This window comes from Planosporangium spinosum, from assembly GCF_049999945.1.
GTDB classification, from domain to species: Bacteria; Actinomycetota; Actinomycetes; order Mycobacteriales; family Micromonosporaceae; genus Planosporangium; species Planosporangium spinosum.
Genome location: NZ_JBLYUB010000005.1, coordinates 235,628 through 255,218, shown reverse-complemented (window position 1 = coordinate 255,218; position 19,591 = coordinate 235,628). Strand labels below are relative to the sequence as shown.

General features: G+C 72.6%; 16 protein-coding genes and 1 pseudogene. 8 read left to right on the top strand and 9 right to left on the bottom strand.

Going from position 1 to position 19,591, the window contains the following annotated elements; translation table 11 throughout:
- Positions 1-80: 80 nt before the first annotated feature.
- The 4 genes and pseudogenes from ACNTMW_RS09675 to ACNTMW_RS09660 form a co-directional block, all read left to right on the top strand.
- Positions 81-395 (top strand): RHS repeat domain-containing protein, encoded by a 315-nt coding sequence (locus ACNTMW_RS09675; protein ID WP_426633080.1) that lies wholly within the window; start codon positions 81-83, stop codon positions 393-395.
- 478 nt (positions 396-873) lie between these two features.
- Complete coding sequence (locus tag ACNTMW_RS09670) at positions 874-2,406, top strand: APC family permease (protein ID WP_426633079.1); 1,533 nt, start codon at positions 874-876, stop codon at positions 2,404-2,406.
- Positions 2,407-2,515: 109 nt separating this feature from the next.
- Positions 2,516-2,977, top strand: coding sequence for an Lrp/AsnC family transcriptional regulator (locus ACNTMW_RS09665; RefSeq protein ID WP_426633167.1), 462 nt, complete (start codon positions 2,516-2,518; stop codon positions 2,975-2,977).
- Positions 2,978-3,050: 73 nt separating this feature from the next.
- Positions 3,051-3,268, top strand: a pseudogene (locus tag ACNTMW_RS09660) (aminotransferase class III-fold pyridoxal phosphate-dependent enzyme); the annotation flags it as partial.
- Here ACNTMW_RS09660 and ACNTMW_RS09655 read toward each other — a convergent pair.
- On the bottom strand, positions 3,266-3,625 hold the full coding sequence (locus tag ACNTMW_RS09655; protein ID WP_426633078.1) for a DUF3499 domain-containing protein: 360 nt from the start codon (positions 3,623-3,625) through the stop codon (positions 3,266-3,268). The pseudogene ACNTMW_RS09660 and the gene ACNTMW_RS09655 sit on opposite strands and share 3 nt — an antisense overlap.
- A gap of 300 nt (positions 3,626-3,925) precedes the next feature.
- On the opposite strand from ACNTMW_RS09655, the gene ACNTMW_RS09650 reads away from it, so the two are divergent.
- Entirely contained in the window at positions 3,926-4,273 is a 348-nt protein-coding gene (locus ACNTMW_RS09650) for a metallopeptidase family protein (RefSeq protein ID WP_426633166.1), read from the top strand.
- Between the two features lie 148 nt (positions 4,274-4,421).
- Here ACNTMW_RS09650 and ACNTMW_RS09645 read toward each other — a convergent pair whose 3' ends face one another.
- From ACNTMW_RS09645 to ACNTMW_RS09635, 3 genes are all read right to left on the bottom strand, one after another.
- Entirely contained in the window at positions 4,422-4,679 is a 258-nt protein-coding gene (locus ACNTMW_RS09645) for a WhiB family transcriptional regulator (RefSeq protein ID WP_426633077.1), read from the bottom strand.
- A 420-nt stretch (positions 4,680-5,099) separates the two neighbouring features.
- Positions 5,100-7,628 (bottom strand): bifunctional FO biosynthesis protein CofGH, encoded by a 2,529-nt coding sequence (locus tag ACNTMW_RS09640; RefSeq protein WP_426633076.1) that lies wholly within the window; start codon positions 7,626-7,628, stop codon positions 5,100-5,102.
- Between the two features lie 55 nt (positions 7,629-7,683).
- Positions 7,684-8,544, bottom strand: coding sequence for a hypothetical protein (locus ACNTMW_RS09635; protein ID WP_426633075.1), 861 nt, complete (start codon positions 8,542-8,544; stop codon positions 7,684-7,686).
- Between the two features lie 220 nt (positions 8,545-8,764).
- On the opposite strand from ACNTMW_RS09635, the gene cofD reads away from it, so the two are divergent.
- Both cofD and ACNTMW_RS09625 read left to right on the top strand, forming a co-directional pair.
- Positions 8,765-9,709 (top strand): 2-phospho-L-lactate transferase, encoded by a 945-nt coding sequence (gene cofD, locus ACNTMW_RS09630; protein WP_426633074.1) that lies wholly within the window; start codon positions 8,765-8,767, stop codon positions 9,707-9,709.
- Complete coding sequence (locus ACNTMW_RS09625) at positions 9,702-10,838, top strand: coenzyme F420-0:L-glutamate ligase (protein ID WP_426633073.1); 1,137 nt, start codon at positions 9,702-9,704, stop codon at positions 10,836-10,838. The genes cofD and ACNTMW_RS09625 overlap by 8 nt, the downstream gene beginning before the upstream one ends.
- A 70-nt stretch (positions 10,839-10,908) precedes the next feature.
- On the opposite strand, the gene ACNTMW_RS09620 is transcribed toward ACNTMW_RS09625, so the two are convergent.
- From ACNTMW_RS09620 to ACNTMW_RS09610, 3 genes are all read right to left on the bottom strand, one after another.
- Positions 10,909-12,009 (bottom strand): mannose-1-phosphate guanylyltransferase, encoded by a 1,101-nt coding sequence (locus ACNTMW_RS09620; protein WP_426633072.1) that lies wholly within the window; start codon positions 12,007-12,009, stop codon positions 10,909-10,911.
- Between the two features lie 60 nt (positions 12,010-12,069).
- Positions 12,070-13,254, bottom strand: coding sequence for a glycosyltransferase family 4 protein (locus tag ACNTMW_RS09615; protein ID WP_426633071.1), 1,185 nt, complete (start codon positions 13,252-13,254; stop codon positions 12,070-12,072).
- Positions 13,255-13,442: 188 nt separating this feature from the next.
- Positions 13,443-15,893 (bottom strand): peptidoglycan recognition protein family protein, encoded by a 2,451-nt coding sequence (locus ACNTMW_RS09610; RefSeq protein ID WP_426633070.1) that lies wholly within the window; start codon positions 15,891-15,893, stop codon positions 13,443-13,445.
- A 40-nt stretch (positions 15,894-15,933) separates the two neighbouring features.
- On the opposite strand from ACNTMW_RS09610, the gene ACNTMW_RS09605 reads away from it, so the two are divergent.
- On the top strand, positions 15,934-16,752 hold the full coding sequence (locus ACNTMW_RS09605; RefSeq protein WP_426633165.1) for a TIGR03089 family protein: 819 nt from the start codon (positions 15,934-15,936) through the stop codon (positions 16,750-16,752).
- Between the two features lie 178 nt (positions 16,753-16,930).
- Here the strand turns inward: ACNTMW_RS09605 and ACNTMW_RS09600 are convergent, their stop codons facing one another.
- Both ACNTMW_RS09600 and ACNTMW_RS09595 read right to left on the bottom strand, forming a co-directional pair.
- Complete coding sequence (locus ACNTMW_RS09600) at positions 16,931-18,886, bottom strand: acetoacetate--CoA ligase (protein ID WP_426633069.1); 1,956 nt, start codon at positions 18,884-18,886, stop codon at positions 16,931-16,933.
- A 60-nt stretch (positions 18,887-18,946) separates the two neighbouring features.
- Positions 18,947-19,462, bottom strand: a complete 516-nt coding sequence (locus ACNTMW_RS09595; protein WP_426633068.1) for an acyl-CoA thioesterase — start codon at positions 19,460-19,462, stop codon at positions 18,947-18,949.
- Between the last annotated feature and the right edge of the window lie 129 nt (positions 19,463-19,591).

Sequence of the window (19,591 nt, the reverse complement as noted above, 5' to 3'; positions counted from 1 at the left end):
GCACCTGCCGGGCCACGGAACCGGTACCGCCGGACCGACCGTGTCGGTCGTGAATCCCCGGCGCCGCTCCGGCGGGCCGGTTGACCCGGCGGACCGATCCGCTCGGCCGGCGCGCCGAGTTCGGCTACGACGCGAACGGTCTGCGGCTGTCGGCCACCTCGGGCAGCGGCGCCAAGGCCAGCACGCAGCGCTGGGCGTGGGACGTCAGCGGCACGCTGCCGGAGATCGCGCTGGACCCGGTGACCGACGCCGCCCTCGTGGTCACCTTCCTCACCGGCCTCGGCCCTCCGTCGGCCGTCTTCCCCCGATGGCCGGTCACGTGGTGTCACGGGCCCGCCGCCGGCGTACGGGGGACGTATCCGGCCGGCCGACCGGACATCGAGGAACACACCTGAAGCCGACCACGCGGAAACAGTCGCGGTACGGGCCGCTGAACCAACGCCGGTCGGCTCAACCGGGTGGTGGTGACGACCTGGAGTTGTGGTGCCTGCCACCCGCCTCCGCGGCGGCGGTGCAGCGGCACCACAACCCCAAGATCGCTACTGGGAGCGGCTCAGCTTATCGCGTCCGGACATCTCCATCGACGGCGACGGTCGGGCTTCCCGACGAGCGCGAGCCGGCCCCGCACCGGCGGCGAACGCGCGGTCGAAGACCGGCATCACGAACCGGGGGTCGGCGGCGTTGAGGACGCGTGTGATCTCATGCTCGCGGCACAGCACGGCCACGGCCGCCGCGGTCGAGAGGTCGACGCGGACGGCCACGAGAAGGGCCGGCCCGGGCGCGCCCTTCAGGGCTGACTCGCCGCCACACACGATCGTCAAACCCGCGACAACCGCAGCTACATTGATCGCCTCACCCCCGAGGATGGCAACATTGACCGTTACCGCTCCCCCGGAGACCCCGACCCGGCCGATCGCTCACAAGGGCCTCAAACTCGGCGCCATCGGCCTACTGTCGAGCGTCGTGTTCGGTGTGGCGTCGACCGCCCCCGGCTACAGCCTCGCCGCCACCATGGGGCTGGTCGCCGACGAGGTCGGCACCCGGGGGCCGATCATCATGCTGCTGGCATTCGTCCCGATGCTGTTCATCTCGTACGCGTACCAGGCACTCAACAACGTCGACCCGGACTGCGGCACCAGTTTCACCTGGGTGGCCCGCGTGTTCAGCCGGCGGCTGGGGTGGGTCACCGGCTGGGTGATCGTGATCGCGGACATCATCGTGATGGCCAACCTCGCCCAGATCGCCGGGCAGTACACCTTCTCCCTGCTGGGCCTCACGGGCCTGGCCGGCAGCACGACGGCGGTCACCGCGCTGGGCTGCGCGTGGATCCTGGGCATGACCTGGATCTCCTGGCGGGGCGTGGAACTGTCGGCGCGCACCCAGGTCGTCCTGCTCGGCCTGGAGCTGGTCGTCCTCGCGGTGTTCTCGGCGGTCGCCCTGGCGAAGGTGTACGCGGGCACGGCGGGCGGCCTCGCCATCCACCCGTCGCTGGACTGGTTCAACCCGTTCGGCGGCGGCATGGACGTCAAGGCGCTGTCGGCGGCGTTCCTGCTCGCGGTCTTCATCTACTGGGGCTGGGACTCGGCGGTCGCGGTCAACGAGGAGACCGAGAACATGCATGTCACCCCGGGCCGGGCCGCGGTGCTGTCCACGGTGGTCCTGCTGGCGACGTACGTGGTCGTCACCGTCGCCGCGCAGGCCTACGCCGGCGTCGGCGCTGACGGCATCGGCATGACCAACCCGGCCACCATCGACGACCCGCTCTCCGGGATCGGCGAGGCGGTCCTGGGCGGCTGGGGCGCCAAGTTCCTCTTCCTCGCGGTGCTGTCGTCGGCCGCCGCGTCGACGCAGACCACGATCCTGCCGACCGCGCGGACGACGCTGTCCATGGCCGCGTACAGGGCCGCGCCGAAAGTCTTCGGTGACGTGCACCCGCGCTACCAGACCCCCACCGTGTCCACCTGGGCGATGGGCTTCGCGTCGGTCGTGTTCTACGCCGGCCTGACGCTGGTCAGCCCGGGCTCGCTCAACGACCTGATCCTCTCGATCGGCCTGCTGATCGCGTTCTACTACGGCCTGACCGGCTTCGCCTCGGCGTGGCACTTCCGCAACGAGCCGGGCCGCACCGCAAAGGACCTGTGGCTGAAGGTGATCATGCCGCTGCTCGGCGGCGTGATCCTGTTGGCCGCGTTCGTGAAGACCGCGATCGACAGCTTCGCGCCGGCCTCGAGCGAGACGCACCCGTTCGGCGTCGGCGGCGTCTTCGTGCTCGGCATCGGCTCGATCCTGCTCGGGGTGGTGCTGATGATCGCGTGGAACGCGGCGCGCCCGGAGTACTTCCACGGCACCACAATGCGCGACGGTGTCGCCGTCGGCGAGCGCGGCGAACTCATCGCGCTCGATTGACAACACCGGGGGCGCCGCGCGTGCGGCGCCCCGTTAATGCGGATTACTGACATATGAAGCCGTTAGCCAACGGATTCAGTTGATTAATGTCGCATCTCGCGTGAAAATCATCGGCGTGGCGGAGCCGATCCTAGACGACGTGAACAAGCTCATCATCGAGCAGCTCCAGCGCGACGGCCGCACGTCGTACGCCGCGCTGGCGAAGATCGTCGGACTGTCCGAGGCGGCGGTCCGACAACGGGTCCAGCGGCTGCTCGATGCCGGCGTCATGCAGATCGTCGCGGTGACCGATCCCCTCCTGCTGGGCTTCTCGCGCCAGGTGATGATCGGCATCAAGGTCGCCGGCGACCTGCGGGCCACCGCCGACGCCCTCGCCGCGATCCCCGAGGTCGACTACGTCGTGATCTGCGCCGGCGGCTACGACCTCCTCGTCGAGCTGGTCTGCGCCGACGACGACCACCTCCTGCGCCTGCTCAACGACACGATCCGAACGGCCCCCGGCGTCACCGCGACGGAGACGTTCGTCTACCTCAAACTCGCCAAGCAAAGCTACGCGTGGGGGACCCGGTGACCGACGGCGCGAGCAGGTACGCCGCCGCCCGCGACCACCTCTGGATGCACGTCACCCGCCTGTCCGCGTACGCTGCTTCCCGCCCCCGCCCGGGTACTTCAGCGGGTCCGCGAGATCTGCGACCGGTACGACCTGCTGCTCGTCTCCGACGAAATGATCTGCGCATTCGGCCGGCCCGGTGAGTACTTCGGCGCCGGCCGGTACGGCTACCGGCCCGACATCATCACCTCGGCCAAGGGCCTGACCTCCGGGTACGTGCCCCTCGGCGCCATGATCGCGTCCGAGCGGCTACGCGCCCGGCGGGATGACGCGGAGATGACCGCGCCGCCCGAGATGCTGACCGAAGTCATCGTCGGTATCGTCACGCTGAGCCGGTGGTCTGGCCGCCTCCCGGACGGCCTCGGCGAGCGCGACGAGATCGTCGCTGGTCGGCGGTGGGGGTTGGAACTCTCCGTCGTGACGCACCAGGTCCCAGCCGCGCGGTGTGGTCAGGCTACGCGCGTGCTGCTCGCACAGATCGTACGAGTGGGGCTCGGCGAACGCGGCCAGCGGACCGACCACCGCGGTCGAGTCGGCGTAGACATAGGTCAGCGTCGCGACGGGCGGCCGGGGGCAGCCATTGCGGGAGCAGCGTCGTGGTGACCTCACGGCGGAACGGTATCTCTCCGCGACTCGTGGCGCGGCGTGGTGGCCTCGCGACACGCCGAGTCCGATCATCGTCGAGATGACGATCACGAATGGGACACACAGAATGGCGCGCCGCGCGGCGTGGTCCGGACTCGGCGCTAGTCTGACGGCGTGACCAGTCCCGACCGCCGCCAGCGCCCCGACCGGGCCACAGCCCCGGGCACCAGTGGCTCAGTCCCGGGGCACGGTGGCCCCGGCCGACGCGGCCGCGACCGTCACGGCCGGGGGCTACGGGGTCGGCTCGTACCCGCCTCCGCGCCGCTGTCCCGGACCCGCGCGGAGATCTTCGACGATCTTGTCCTCGACTCGGTGGAGGAGCTCGAGCAGCGGTTCTCGAAGGAGCTGGCCGGAGTGGAGTTCGCGGTCGAGGACGTCCCGCCCGACCTGAACGTCTACGATTCCGACGTGCTCGAGGACGGCGAGGTGCCGCTGGCCCGACTGCTGCCCGGCCGGCCCGGCCGGCACGGGGTGCCACCCCGCATCGTGCTGTACCGGCGGCCGTTGGAGTTCCGCGCGGCCGACCGTGAGGACCTGGCCGATCTCGTGCACGACGTCGTCATCGAGCAGGTCGCCAACCTGCTCGGGGTGGCACCGGAAGACCTGGACTGAAAGGCTGAGGCGACTTCGCCCGCCGACGACCGCATTTCCCGCGCGCAGGCGCCGGCACGGCGACGAAGACGTCGACGGATACGGCGAGGGCGGGTACCGAGTCGACCGACTCCGTACCCGCCCTCGCGCGAGCTACCGTTTCCGCCTGCTAGGCCGCCCGACGCTTGAGCTTGCGACGCTCGCGCTCCGACAGCCCACCCCAGATGCCGAAGCGTTCGTCGTGTCCGAGGGCGTACTCAAGGCAGTCAGCCTTCACGTCGCACCGCGAGCAGATGCGCTTCGCCTCGCGGGTCGACCCCCCCTTCTCGGGAAAAAACGCCTCCGGGTCGGTCTGCGAGCACAGAGCGCGCTCCTGCCACTCCGGTGCGTTACCCAGCAGGTCGGCCACCACACCTCGGCCGTCCATCAGCGTGCCTCCTTCTTACGCGCCGGACACGAAGCCGACGCAACCCCCCACGCCCGGAAGGCGCATCCCGTTAACCGAAAGCGCGTTCCGATTTGCCCGAAACGCGGCGCTCCCCAGCGCCCCGATTGAACATCCCCAGTGAAATTACACGCGTGTAATGCTCGCGCCGTCAAGCCGAACCTGATAAATGGACCCGGCCCTGCGACCCCCTGGCGACGCCCATCCTCGACCGGTTCGCCCCTTTGCGAACCCGCCCGATTCCCGTGGCGACGTACGGTTATCGACCGAACGCCGCAGTAGGTAACGCCCGATTTGACAATTTCGGCGTGCCTTACGGCGTGGCGCGTTCCAATTCCGCTGATCGTGGGGTAGCCGGCGACGATTCGACCCGACATAATCGGACAATCGGATGATTGCCGACTATCGGTGCGTGAGTGCGTAGGTCGTGGTCCGCTCCCGCGCCCGCCGCCCGGCAGCCGCCGCGATCCGGTGCAACTGCTCCACCGTACGGGCAGAACCGTGCTCACTGCCGGCCATCCGCGAGATGGTCTCCTCCATCAGCGTGCCGCCCAGGTCGTTGGCGCCACCACGCAGCAACGCGACCGTGCCGGAGTCGCCGAGCTTGACCCAGGAACACTGGATGTTGGGGATCCGGCCGTGCAGCAGCACCCGAGCCATGGCGTGCACCGCCCGGTTGTCGCGCCAGGTCGGCCCCGGACGGGCGATGCCCGCCAGGTAGATCGGCGCGTTGTTGTGCACGAACGGCAGCCCCACGAACTCGGTGAAGCCCCCGGTACGGTCCTGCAGGGCGGCGAGGGTACGCAGATGCCCCAACCAGTGTCGCGGATTGTCCACGTGCCCGTACATCATGGTCGAACTCGACCGGATGCCCAGCTCGTGCGCGGTGGCGACCACCTCCACCCAGGTCGCCGCCGGCAGCTTGCCCTTGGTCAGCACCCACCGCACCTCGTCGTCGAGGATCTCGGCGGCCGTGCCGGGGATCGTGTCCAGCCCCGCGTCGCGCAGCTCGGTCAGCCATTCGCGTACCGATACTCCGGCCTTGGCGGCCGCGGTAACGATCTCCATCGGGCTGTAGGCATGGACATGCATCGCCGGTACCCGTTGCTTGATCTTTTTAACCAGCTCGGGGTAGACCGACACCGGCAGCTTCGGGTCGATGCCGCCCTGCATGCAGACCTCGGTCGCACCGGCCCGCCACGCCTCCTCGGCGCGGTCCGCCACCTGGTCGACCGACAGCCGGTACGCGTCGGCGTCCCGTTCGCGCTGCGCGAAGGCACAGAACCGGCAGCCGACATAGCAGACGTTGGTGAAGTTGATGTTGCGGTTGACCACGTACGTGACGTCGTCGCCGACCGCGTCGCGGCGCAGGTCGTCGGCGATGCGGGCCAGCTCGTCGAGGGCGGCGCCGTCGGCGGTGAACAGCGCCAGGGCCTCCCGCTCCCGCGCGGGGTCGAGCAGCGCCGCCGGGTCCGACCCGGCGATCGCCAGCGCGGTCCTGACGTCGCCGTCCAGCCGGATCGGCGCCCTCTCCCCGGCCGGCACGTGGGCGGCCACCTCGGACCAGTCGCCGTACACGGTGTCGAAGTCACCGCGCCGGTCCGCGCTGCGGCCGGCCGTGTCGATCGTCGCGTGCAGATCGGTACGGCCGGTACCGGAGCCATCGCCGAACCCGCCGTCCGGCTCCTGCCACGGCCGACCGGTCGGCCGGGCCGCCTCGACCGCCAACCCGGTCTCCGGATCGGCGAGGGCCGCCACGTGGCCGGCCACCCGCGGATCGATCCAGGTCTCGGCACGCAGGACGTACCCGGGGTAGACGGTGAGGCGCTCGCGCAGCGTGAAGCCGGCATCCGCACTACGGCGGGCCAGCTCGTCGATCTGCGGCCAGGGGCGCTCGGGGTTGACGTGGTCGGGGGTCAGCGGGGACACCCCGCCCCAGTCGTCGATCCCGGCGCGCAGCAGCAACCCGTACTCGCCGGCGATCAGGTTGGGCGGCGCCTGGAGGCGGGCCTTCGGGCCGAGCACCAGCCGGGCGACCGCGACCGTGGCGGCGAGGTCGTGCAGTTCGGCGTCGGGCATACCGCGCATCGCGGTGTCCGGCTTGGCGCGGAAGTTCTGCACGATGACTTCCTGGAGGTGCCCGTACTCGCGGCCCACCCGCCGGATCGCGAACAGCGCGTCGACCCGCTCCGCGGGCGTCTCCCCGATCCCGATGAGGATGCCGGTGGTGAACGGCACCCCGACCCGCCCGGCGTCCTCGAGTACCCGCAGCCGGACCGCCGGCTCCTTGTCCGGGCTGCCGTAGTGCGGCCCGCCCGGCTCGCTCCACAGCCTCGTCGCGGTCGTTTCGAGCATCATGCCCATGCTCGGCGCGACCGGCTTGAGTCGTTGCAGCTCCGCCCAGGACAGGACGCCGGGGTTGAGATGCGGCAGCAGGCCCGTCTCCTCCAGTACCGCGATCGCGCTGGCGCGCACGTAGTCCAGTGTGGACTCGTAGCCGCGCTCCTCCAGCCAGGCCCTCGCCTGCGGCCACCGGGTCTCCGGGCGGTCGCCGAGCGTGAACAGGGCCTCCTTGCACCCCAGTTCGGCACCCTGCCGGGCGATCGCGAGGACCTCGTCGCGTTCGAGGTACGGCGCCGGGACCCGGTGCGGCACGGTCACGAACGTGCAGTAGTGGCAGCGGTCCCGGCACAGTCGGGTGAGCGGGATGAAAACCTTCTTCGAGTACGTGACGACGCCCGGCCGGCCGACGTCGACGAGGCCCGCGTCGCGTACCCCGGCGGCGATCTCCAGCAGCCGCTCCAGCGCCCCGCCCCGGGCGGAGAGCAGGATCGTCGCCTCGTCGGCGTCGAGCGGCCGCCCGTCGGATGCGCGGCGAAGCGCGCGCCGTAGCGCACTGTCCGGTACCGGTTGCTGAGCACCGTTACTCACGTGAGCAACAGTAGGCCCTTCGGTTCGCCGCGCACCCGGCGCGGTACACCGGAGTTCACGGCCGCCACTCCTCGGTCGGACCGTCCGGGGGCCGCGGTGGCCGGACGGCCTGCGTGGGCTGCGCGTCCTCGCCGGCCTCCGGAGCCGGTTCGGCGGGCGCCCGCGGCGGCGCGGACTCCCGCTGCGGCCCGGATTCCTGCTGCGGCGGCGCGACCGGCGGTGGGTACCCCGGCTGCGCCACCCACGGATGCTGCTGACCGCCGTGCGCCTGGTGCCCGTACGGGTGGAAGCTGGACGGGTCACCGGGCTGGCCGGGCGTGGACGGCTGGCCGAACCCCGCCGGGTAGCCGTAGCCGCCACCGAAGGCCGGGGCGGCCGGCTCCGGCCGTACCGGCGGATACAACCCCTGGAACAGATGGAACACGGCGAGCCCGGCGATGGCCAGCAGCGTGTACTCGCCGGCGCGGATCAGCAGGTCCTCCAACGCCCGCCGGGCCGCGCTCATCCCGATGGTGGTGTGGCTGCCGGTCACCCCGTACAGGAAGTCCACCAGCAGGCACAGGGCGCCGAACACCGCGGACACGCCGTACTCCACCAGCGCCAGGACGGTGATCAGCCGCGCCTGCGGCAGCCGGGGCCGGACGTGCGTGGCGAGCAGCACGGCCAGCAGCGGGAAGCCGATCGACACCAGCCCGACGAAGTCGGTGAAGGAGCCACCGGCGCGTTCCAGCAGGCTGCTCGCCCAGTCCTCGAAGATGACGAACAGGTCGCCGACGGCGAACAGCAGGATCAGCCCGTTCACGGTGAGCAGCGCGAATGCGGCCGGCTGCCGCAGCGGCTCGGTGAACTGGCGGGCGTCGCGCTCCACCGGCCCGGCCGGCGTGGACGTCGGGGTGTCACTGGGCTCGCTGGTCACGGCTGCCCCCAGGGGTGTCGGATCGGCGGTTGACGGTGTGAGCGGGTCCTGCGCGAGCGATGAACCGGAAGACGCCGACGCAGCCTAGTACCCGCCCGCACCCGCTCTATCGCCCCGCCGCCGCGTGATCTGGTGTCGGTACCGGCGCGGGCCGGCCGGGCTCATCCCCCCTGCGGGGCCGGGAAGGCCGGCCGCGCACCGGTACGCGAGGATGGCAGGCATGCAGATCGTCGTACTGGCCGGTGGGATCGGCGGGGCGAAGTTCCTCGCCGGGGTCCGCGCACTCGCGCGAGAGACCGGGGCGCAAACGACCGCGATCGTCAACGTCGGCGACGACGTGACCCTGCATGGCCTGCGCATCTGTCCCGACCTCGACAGCGTCATGTACACCCTGGGCGGAGGGGCCGACCCCGAGCGCGGCTGGGGCCGGCGGGACGAGACCTGGACGGTCAAGGAGGAACTGGCCGCCTATCGTGCCGAGCCGACCTGGTTCGGCCTGGGCGACCGGGACATCGCCACGCACCTGGTACGGACCCGGATGCTGGAGGCCGGGTACCCGCTGTCGGCGGTCACCGAAGCGCTGTGCGCCCGCTGGCAGCCGGGGGTACACCTGCTGCCCGCCAGCGACGACCGGGTCGAGACCCACGTCGTGGTTACCGAGGACGGCAAGCAGCGCGCCATCCACTTCCAGGAGTGGTGGGTGCGTTACCGGGCCGCGCTGCCGGCCAGCCGCTTCGTCTTCGTCGGCGCCGAGACCAGCAAACCGGCCGCCGGTGTCCTCGACGCGCTGGCCAGCGCCGACGTGGTCCTGATCGCACCGAGCAACCCGGTCGTGAGCATCGCCCCGATCCTCGCCGTCGGCGGGATCCGGGAGGCGCTGACCGCGCCGGTGGTCGGGGTCTCCCCCATCATCGGCGGCGCGCCGGTACGCGGCATGGCCGACAAGTGCCTGGCCGCCGTGGGTACCGAGTGCAGCGCCGCCGGTGTCGGCGGCCTCTACGGCGCGCGCGGCGACGGCGGACTGCTGGACGGCTGGCTGGTCGACACCACCGACGCCGGCGTCACGATCCCCGGCGTGACCGTCGCCAGCCACGACCTCTGGATGCGCGACGAGCAGGCCACGGCCGGCATCGTGCGGGCCGCGCTGGAGGTGGCCGGTGCGTGACGCCCGGCCGGTCACCGGGCCCGTGCTGGAGATCCAGCCGGTCACCGGGATCGGCGAGGTCACCCCGGGTACCGACCTGGCCACGCTCATCATGTCCGCCGCCGGCTGGATCTCCGACGGCGACGTCCTGATCGTCACCAGCAAGATCGTGAGCAAGGCGGAGGGGCGGCTGGTCGACGTGCCGGCCGACGGCCCCGAACGCGAGGCCGCCCGGGACGCGGTTCTCGCCGCGGAGACCGCCCGGGTGGTGGCCCGCCGCGGCCCGACCCGCATCGTGCAGACCCACCACGGCCTCGTCATGGCGGCCGCCGGTATCGACGCGTCGAACGTCGAGCGCGGCCGGCTGGTCCTGCTCCCGGTCGACCCCGACGCGTCGGCCCGCGCGCTCCGCGCCGCGCTGCGGGAGCGCCACCACCGCCGGGTGGGCGTCATCGTCACCGACACGATGGGACGTCCCTGGCGGCTCGGCCTCACCGACGTGGCGATCGGCGCGGCGGGCGTCGCCCCGGTGCGCGACTACCGGGGCGAGGTCGACCCGTACGGCAACGAGCTCCAGGTCACCCAGATGGCCGACGTCGACGAGCTGGCCGCGGCCGGCGAGCTGGTCAAGGGCAAGTACGACGGGGTACCCGTGGCCGTGGTCCGCGGGTACCCCGGCGTGACCGATGACGACGGCCCCGGCGCCCGGGCCCTGGTCCGCGACGCCGAACAGGACATGTTCTCCCTCGGTACGGCCGAGGCCCGGGCGCTGGGCCGGGCCGACGCGGCCACGCTCGCCGACGCGACCGGCTTCGCCCATCTGCCGGTGGACCCGGAGCTCGTCGCGGCCGCGCTCGCCCGTACCGGCGCGGCGTTCACCCACGTCACCGACACCGGGGTCCGGGACAAGCTGCGCGACCTGGTCCCCGCCGGTACGGCCGAGGTGGTGATCCCGCACGTGGCGGCCGGCACCGACCGGTGGGCGGCCGCCGAGGCCGGCGCGGCGGTCCACCGGCTACGCGCGGCCCTCGCGGCCACCGGGCTGGCGACCGCCTGGGTGGCGGTGGACCCGGCCGCGGTCACCCACCTGGCGACACTGCCGGCCGGTCACGAGCCGCTGGGCCTGCTGGCCGTGGGGCTGCCCCGCTGACCCTCCGCGACCGTGGACAGGTGGGCGACCGGTAGGTGGCCCACCTGTCCACGATCGCGGTGTTCCGGCGTCAGACGTGGGTGTTCCCGCGCTCCTTGAGGCTGTCGACGAGCTTCTTGACGTCCTGCGCGCGGTCCCGCGGGCAGACCAGCAGCGCGTCGACGGTGTCGACGATGATCAGGTCCTGTACCCCCACGGCCGTCACCAGCCGGCCGGAGCGCGGCACGACCACGGTCCGGTCGGTGTCGTGCAGCAGCACGTCCGGCTTGCCGGCCGCGCCGTCGTCCGCCTCGATCACCACGTTGCCGCGCTCGTCGCGCTCCAGTACGTCGCCGAGGGTGTGGAAGTCGCCGACGTCGTTCCAGCCGAAATCACCGGGCACGGTACCGACCAGGCCGGCGGCGGCCGCACCCTCCATCACCGCGTAGTCGACGGAGATCTTCGGCAGGGTGGACCAGACCTCACCCAGGACCTGCTCGCGCTCGACGCTGTCCCACGCCTGGGCGATCCGCATCAGCCCGGCGTGCAGCAGGGGCTGCTGGCGGGCCAGTTCGGCGAGGAAGATGTCCACCCGCCAGATGAACATGCTGGCGTTCCAGAAGTACCGGCCGGACTCCACGTACGAGACGGCCACGTCGTACGGCGGCTTCTCGGCGAACTCGGCCACCCGGCTGACCGGGCCGTCCCCGATGACCTCGCCGCAGCGCAGGTAGCCGTAGCCGGTCTCGGGGTGGGTCGGGGTGATCCCGACCGTCATCAGCAGGCCCTGACGGGCGCCGTCGATGGCCGCCCGGACCGCCGCGGTGAAGGACTCGCCGTCCCGGACCAGGTGGTCGGCGGCGAACGAGCCCATCACCGCCGTCGGGTCGCGCCGCGCGATGACCGCCGCCGCCAGGCCGATCGCGGCGCACGAGTCCCGCGGCGACGGCTCGACGAGAATGTTGGCGTCGGGAAGCTCGGGTAGCTGGCGGGCGACCGCGGCGGCGTGTGCCACGCCGGTCACCACGTAGGTCGAGGCCGGCTCCGCGAGCGCGCCGAGCCGGTCGACGGTGGCCTGTAACAGGCTGGCCGACGTGCCGGTCAGGGCGTGGAGAAACTTGGGATGACCAGCCCGCGACAGGGGCCACAACCGGGTGCCGCTGCCGCCAGCGGGGATGACTGCGTAGAACACGTCGCCCATCATGCCGACCTGACCACTCGAACGGAACGCACGGGGTACCCTGGTGCGTCGTTAGGGCAGGTGACGGGTTGTCCGATCAGTAACGGTGACCGTCCCGCCACCCGCGGCGGCCCGCGCCCAGGCCGCGAGGTGCACCTCGGCGCTGGACTCCCAGGTGAACTCCTTCGCCCGGGTGACCCCCGCCCTGGCCAGGGTGGTGCGCCGCGACTCGTCGTCGAGCAGCGCGCCCAGGTCGCGGGCGATCTCGTCGGGGTTGGGCCCGGTGTAGGCCACCGCCTCGCCACCCACCTCCGGCAGCGACAGCCGGGGCGTGGTGAGCACCGGTGCGCCGCACGCCATCGCCTCCAGGATCGGCAGGCCGAAACCCTCCCCGTAGGACGGGTAGGCGGCCACCAGCGCACCGCCGAGGAAGCCGGGCAGGTCGGCGTAGCGCAGGTAGCCGGGGCGCAGCAGCCGCAGGTGCGGCGGGACCCCGCTGACCGCCTGGTCGATCTCGTCGTCGTGGCCCTGCCCGCCGGCGATGACGAGGACCGGCGGATCCTCGCGGTCCCGTACGGCGGCGGCCCAGCCGCGGATCAGGTTGGGCACGTTCTTGCGCGGCTCCTTGGCGCCCAGGAACGCGACGTACCCGGTGCCGCCGAGGCCGAGCCGGGCCCGTACCCGCGCCTTCTCGTCCTCGCTGGGCACGTGGAACGCCTGGTGGTCCACGCCGTGGTAGGCCACGTCGATGCGGGTCGGATCGGCGTCGAGCAGCCGGATCAGCTCGTCACGGGTGGCCTTGCTCGGCACGATGACCCGCGCGGCGCGGCGCAGCGACGTCTTGATCGCCGACCGGAAGAAGGTCCGCCGGGACTTGTCGTAGTGCTCCGGCTCGGTGAAGAACGTCGCGTCGTGCACAGTCACGGTAACCGGACAATTAGCACGCAGTGGGCAGGTGTAGAACGGGGAGTGCAGCACCTGGGCACCCACCTGCTGAGCGAGCAGCGGCAGACCGGTCTGCTCCCACGCCAGACGGGCAGGGCGGTGGGCCACCGCGGCGGGCGCGGCGATCACCCTGGCGGACGGCAGCAGCCTGCCGTACCGCTCGGCGTCGGTGCGCTGACAGACCACGGTCAGATCGACGTCCATGGTGCCCAACGCGCCGAGCAGGCCGTCGACGTAGCGCCCCACCCCACCACGGTCGGCCGGGACGCTCGTGGCGTCGACTAGCACACGGGGCGGACGGCCGGGGATCACTGGGCAGCTCCTCGCAGTCGTTGCGGTGCGCACCAACTCGATTCCAGCCGGTGAGACCCGTATCGTGCGGGTCGGACCGGACCGGCGCCGGGCGGTACGCGGATTGCGGCGTCTGTCCGTCAGCCTACTGCCCCCAACCCACCGCCCGATGTCCACAACGCGTACCCGCGACGGAATCGACGAAACGGTTACCCGAGGGTCGTAGGCACGTCACCCGCGGTACCCAAGGGGTAGGTACCCACCCCCCGAACGAGCCACGTACCGGTCGTCGCGCCCTTGGCCGGCGGGCGCCACACCGCGAGATCGGCCTTGCCGTCCCCGTCGTACTGGCCCGGTACGGGCACGTCGCCCGGGTTGCCGAAGCGCACCGGCGCCTTGCCACGCAGGTACCACAGGCCCGACTTCGGCGAGAACGTCGCCGGCTCCGCCTTGCCGTCGCCGTCGTAGTCGGCGGGCACCGGCAGGTGCCATGCCGAACCGAGGTGGACCTTGCCCATGCCCCGAATCTCCCACAGCCCGCTCTTCGCGCGGAAGACCGCGAGGTCGGCCCGGCCGTCGCCGGTGTAGTCGGCCGGTACCGGGACGTCACCGCGCTGGCCGAAGATCACGTCGCCGCTGCCGCGGACGTGCCAGGTGGCGGTGGCCGAGGTGAAGGTGGCCGGTTCGGCCCGCCCGTCACCGTCGTAATCGGCCGGTACCGGGACGTCGCCACGCTGGCCGAGCACGAACCGCTCGGTGGTCCCGGCGCTGGAGTTCTGGATCGTCCACACCCCGGTCTCGGGCGACCACGTCGCCTTGTCCAGTTGCCCGTCACCGTCGTAGTCGGCCGGCACCGGCACGTCGCCTGGCTGCCCGCTCCACGGCTGCGCCACGTCGCCCAGCTCGGTGAAGGTGGCCCGGTCCGGGCTCCAGGTGGCCAGGGTTCGCCGCATCGTCTCCGGCTTCGCCCAGGCGCCCATCAGCGCGTACGCCCGGTCGCGGACCTGCGGCAGGACGTCCGCCGCGACGCTCCGGTCGCCGCCGAACACCCGCGACACGGTCACCGGCGCGGGCGTGGCGCTGACCCGTGGCCTGGTCGCCGTCGCCGTCGGCGTGGCCTTGGCGGCGGTCTTCGCCACCGTGGGCGCGGCGGACGTCGGCGTCGGGGTGGCGGGCGTCAGCGTCGGGGTGGCGGGCGTCGCCGTCACGGTGGCGGGCGTCGCCGTCGGCACCGCGGCGGCCTTCACGCCCGGCGAGACGGCCGACGTCGCCGGCCGGGTGGACGTCGCCGCCGGTGTGGCGGGCTTCGCCGGTGTGGCGGGCTTCGCCGGTGTGGCGGGCTTCGCCGGTGTGGCGGGCTTCGTGGAGGCCGACTTCGGCGCCGAGCCGCCCGGCGCGCCGGCAGCCGGCAGGGTCGTGGTGCCCCGCGGGTCGACGGCGGGGCCGATGGACAGCTTCCAGGCGACGTACCGCGCCGCGGCCTCGACGGCCGGCGCCACCGCGGCGGCATCCGCGGCCACGGTGGACGGTGCCCCCGCGGACACCGTGGACGGCGCCGCCGGGGACGCCGTGGGGGACGCCGCCGGGGACGCCGTGGGGGACGCCGTGGGGGACGCCGCCGGGGACGGAACTCCACCCAGCACGCCGATACCGGCGGTGCCGACGTTGCGCCCCGGCGTGTGCGCGCCGACGACCGGGCGCGACAGCCCACCGTAGCGGCCCTCCCAGAGCCGACCAAACCGGTCGATCAGCACGTTGTCGCCGATGTCGCCCCAGCCGCGGCTGACCGCGTCGTAGTAGAACAGCGCCCGCAGGATTCCGGGGACGTCGGCCTCGGCGTAGTCGCCGCCGATCGACCGGTCGTGCCAGGCCAGCGCGCGGACGGTGGTCGCGTACTGCGGCGGCCAGTTCATCAACCGCTCGTCGGCGCCCCACTCCTGCCGGGTGTGGATCGGCGGCCGGCCGACCCGGGAGGCGTCAACGGACGCCGACGTCACCGACGGTACGGGCACGTCGTCGCCGGGCGCCTCGCGCGGGTCGATGAGGTCGACGGTCACGTCGTCGGGCGTACCGGTGGCCGTCGAGGTGACGGTGACCTCCACCGCGTCGCCGGTACCCAGCCACACCAACTGGGCACCCTGCCGCACTCCGGTACCGGTCGCGTCGGCGCCTCCGGTCGGCGCGGCGACGTGCCAGGCACCCCAGGTACCGGCACCGGTCCGGCCGCGGACAGCGACGCTGACGCCGTCCGCGGGACCGGTCCAGGTCACGCCGACGGCCCGGAACGGCGTCAGCCCCTGCCGGACCAGACTCAGCGACCGGGCGCCGTCCGGCCCGGGGAAGCCGGCCGCGAGCGGTACTCCCTCGGGCACGCCGAAGCGGGCCGTGACGTCGGTGGCGGGTGCGTCGAACCGGCCGAGACGCAGCCGCTCGACCCCCGGCGCGAGCCCGGGTGCGGTCCGGACGGCCGGGCCGGCCGCCGCCTTGACGGCGGCGCGGTTGGCCGCCGCGCCCTCGGCCTCGCGGGCCGGTGGCGCGGTCACCGCAAGCCCGTCGGCGTGCCCGACGCCGGCCGCCACCAACGGAAGCCCCGCCGCGACGACGACCCCGACCGAGACCAGTCGGTATCGTCGCCGTGACCGCGCCGCCCTGCCGCTCACGTATTACCACCATTCGCCCGTTTTGGAGTACCTCGTGGTTATATCTGGCAAAGATGGTTTTGGTAGCGTTCCTGCCGTTTTTCACGCGGCAGTGGCGGCCGATCCGACCCGGCCGCTGCTGACCTTCTACGACGACGCGACCGGAGAGCGGACCGAACTGTCGGGCACGACGCTGGCGAACTGGGTCGCCAAGACCGCGAACCTGCTCGTCGACGGCTGCGGGCTCGGCCCGGGCGACCACGCGGGCGTCGCGCTGCCGCCGCACTGGCAGACCGCCGCGGTACTGCTCGGCGCGTGGTCGGCCGGGCTCGCGGTGACCTACGCCGGCCCGGTGCCGGGCGGCGCGGTCGGATCGGCGCCGGGCGGCGCGGTCGGATCGGCGCTCGTCGGCGCCGTTGGCCCGGGGCTCGTCGGCGCCCTGGAGCCGGCCGAGGTGAGCTTCGTCACCGTCGACCGGCTCGACCGGGCGCCCAGCGGCGAGCGGTTCGTGCTCGGCCTCGCCCCGATGGGCCTACCGCTGCGCGAGGTCCCTGCCGGCTTCGTCGACTACGTCGCCGAGGTGCGCGGCCACGGCGACCACTTCCGCCCGTACGCCCCGGTCCGCGAGTCCGACCCGGCGACCGGCGACGGCACCACGCACGGGGAACTGTGCCGGGCGGCCCGGGAGTCGGCCGCGCGGCGCGGCCTCGGCCCGACCGACCGGGTACTGGTCGACGCCGCCCAGGCGATCGACCCGTCGACGTGGCTGCTGGTCCCGCTCGCGGCGGGCGCGTCGGTCGTGCTGTGCGCCAACACCGACCCGGCGGCGCTCGAACGCCGCCGCGAGTCGGAACGGATCACCCACGTCCTCGCCCCGTGACCCGCGCTCCCTCAGCGTGACCCGCGCTCCCTCAGCGTGACCCGCACTCCCTCAGCGTGACCCGCGCTCCCTCAGCGTGCCCCACGCTCCCACCATGATCGTGGAGGATTCTCCGTGTCCCAGCACGGAGAATCCTCCACGATCATGAGCGGGCGGGCGGCGTTACGGGCGGGCGGCGTTACGGGTGACGGCGGGCGGCCAGCTGTTCGAAGGCGCTCAGCGACTCGGGATTGACCAGCGCGCCCTTGGCGGCGGCCGAATCCACCGGCGTACCGGTGAGGATGCGCTTCACCGGCACTTCGAGCTTCTTGCCCGACAGCGTGCGGGGCACCGCCCGCACCTGGAAGATCTCGTCCGGTACGTGCCGCGGCGACAGCGCCGTACGCAGTTCGCGGGCGATCCGGGAGCGTAGCGCGTCGTCCAGTTCGAGGCCGGCGTCGAGCACCACGAACAGCAGCAGCTCCCCCGCGCCGCCGGCCGGGTCCTCCAGGTGCACCACGACCGAGTCGACGACCTCGTCGATCCCCTCGACCACCGAGTAGAACTCGGCGGTACCCAGGCGTACTCCGCCACGGTTGAGGGTGGCGTCCGAACGACCGGTGATCACGCACGAGCCGCGCTCGGAGATCGTGATCCAGTCGCCGTGCCGCCAGACCCCCGGGTACGCGTCGAAGTACGCCTCCCGGTAGCGCGTACCGTCGGAGTCGCCCCAGAAGCCGACCGGCATGCTCGGCAGCGGCGCGGTGATGACCAGCTCCCCCAGCTCGCCGACGACCGGCGTGCCGTCGGGGCCGAAAGCCTCCACCCGCGCGCCCAGCGCCCGGCAGGAGATCTCCCCGGCGTACACCGGCAGTAGCGGCACCCCGCCGACGAACGCGGTGCACACGTCGGTGCCCCCGGACGCCGAAGCCAGCAGCAGGTCGGAGCCGACCGCCTCGTACACCCAGCGGAACCCCTCGGGCGGCAGTGGCGCGCCGGTCGAGCCGACGCCGCGCAGCCTCGACAGGTCGGCGATCTGCCGCGGCACGATCCCGGCCTTGCGGCAGGACAGCAGGAACGGCGCCGAGGTGCCGAAGTACGTCATGCCGGACTCGGCGGCGATCCGCCACAGCTCACCCAGGTCCGGGGCGCCCGGATTGCCGTCGAACAGCACGATCGCCGCGCCCACCGCCGGCCCGGAGGCCAGGTAGTTCCACATCATCCAGCCGGTGGTGGAGAACCAGAAGAACCGGTCGCCGGGGCCGAGGTCGTGGTGCAGCGCCAGCATCTTGAGGTGTTCGAGCAGGATCCCGCCGTGGCCGTGCACGATCGGCTTGGGCAGGCCGGTGGTGCCCGACGAGTACAGCACGTACAGCGGGTGGTCGAACGGTACCGGCGCGAACTCCAGCGGCTCGTCGGTCGGCGCGGCCAGCTCCGCCCAGCCGTCCGGACGGTCGGCGTCCAGGTAGGACAGCATGACCGTGTGCTCCAGCGACGGCAGCGCCTCCGCGATCGCGGCCACCTCGCCGGTACGGTCGACCGCCTTGTCGCCGTAGCGGTAGCCGTCGACGGCGACCAGCACCTTCGGCGCGATCTGCCGCCACCGGTCGACCACGCTGCGGGTACCGAACTCCGGCGCGCAGCTGGAGAAGACCGCGCCCAGGCTCGCGGTGGCGAGCATGAGGACGTAGGTCTCGGGGATGTTCGGCGTGTACGCGGCGACCCGGTCGCCGGCCACCACGCCCAGCCGCGCGAGCCCGGCCCGGACGCGCCGGACCCCGTCCCGCAGCTCGGCGGCGGTCAGCGTGACCGGCCCGCGGGTCTGCGAGTATCCGAGGACGGCCGGCTCGTCGTCGCCGAGACCCGGCATACGCAGCACGTTCTCGGCGTAGTTGAGCCGGGCGTCCGGGAACCACCGCGCGCCGGGCATCGTCGCGTCCGGCAGCGTGTCACCCGGTGCCGTGTCGGCGACCACCTCGAAATAGTCCCAGATCGAGCGCCAGAACCCGGGCAGGTCGTCGACCGACCACCGCCACAGCGCGGCGTAGTCGGCGAAGTCCAGCCCGCGCCGCTCGGACAGCCAGCGAAGGTACGCGCCGATGCGCGAACGATCACGTATGTCACCCGGTGGCGTCCAGAGCACCTCGCCTGTCATAGTCTGCATCCTCGCACGGGCCACCGGCCCCGACGTATGGGTCCGGCCCACATACGGCGATCAGAGTTGTGGTGGCCGGGCCGTCTCCCGGGACGCCTGGATCGCCTCCCGACGGGCCAACCGGTGTGCCCGCCGGATCTCCGCCTCCCGCCAGCGGCGCTCGTCCTCGGCGGTCTCCGGCAGAACCGGCCGGACCTCGCGCGGCTTGCCGTCGGCGTCGACGGCCACGAACACGAGGTACGCGGTGGCGACGTCGACCGGCTCGTCCTCCGCGCGGTCCCACCGCTCGGCGACCAGCCGCACCCCGACCTCCATCGACGCCTTGCCGGTCCAGTTGACCTGGGCGTGCGCGTGCACCAGGTCACCGGTGCGCACCGGTTCGAGGAAGGCGATCTCGTCGATGGCCGCGGTGACCGCGGTGCCACCGCAGTGCCGCGCGGCGGCGGCACCCGCCACGTCGTCCATGAACTTCATGATCACTCCACCGTGGACGGTCCCGTACAGGTTCACGTCCACGGCGGTCATGATCCGACTGAGTGTCACCCGAGAGTACGAGGTGGGCTTTCCCTCAGACATTGCTGTGCTCTTTCCTACAAGATCCGCCGCGCGACGGCCGGCGTGGAACCCGACCGCCGCGACGGCCGGCATGGAACCCGACCCCGTGCGGTGGCCGGCATGGAACCCGACCCCGTGCGGTGGCCGGTG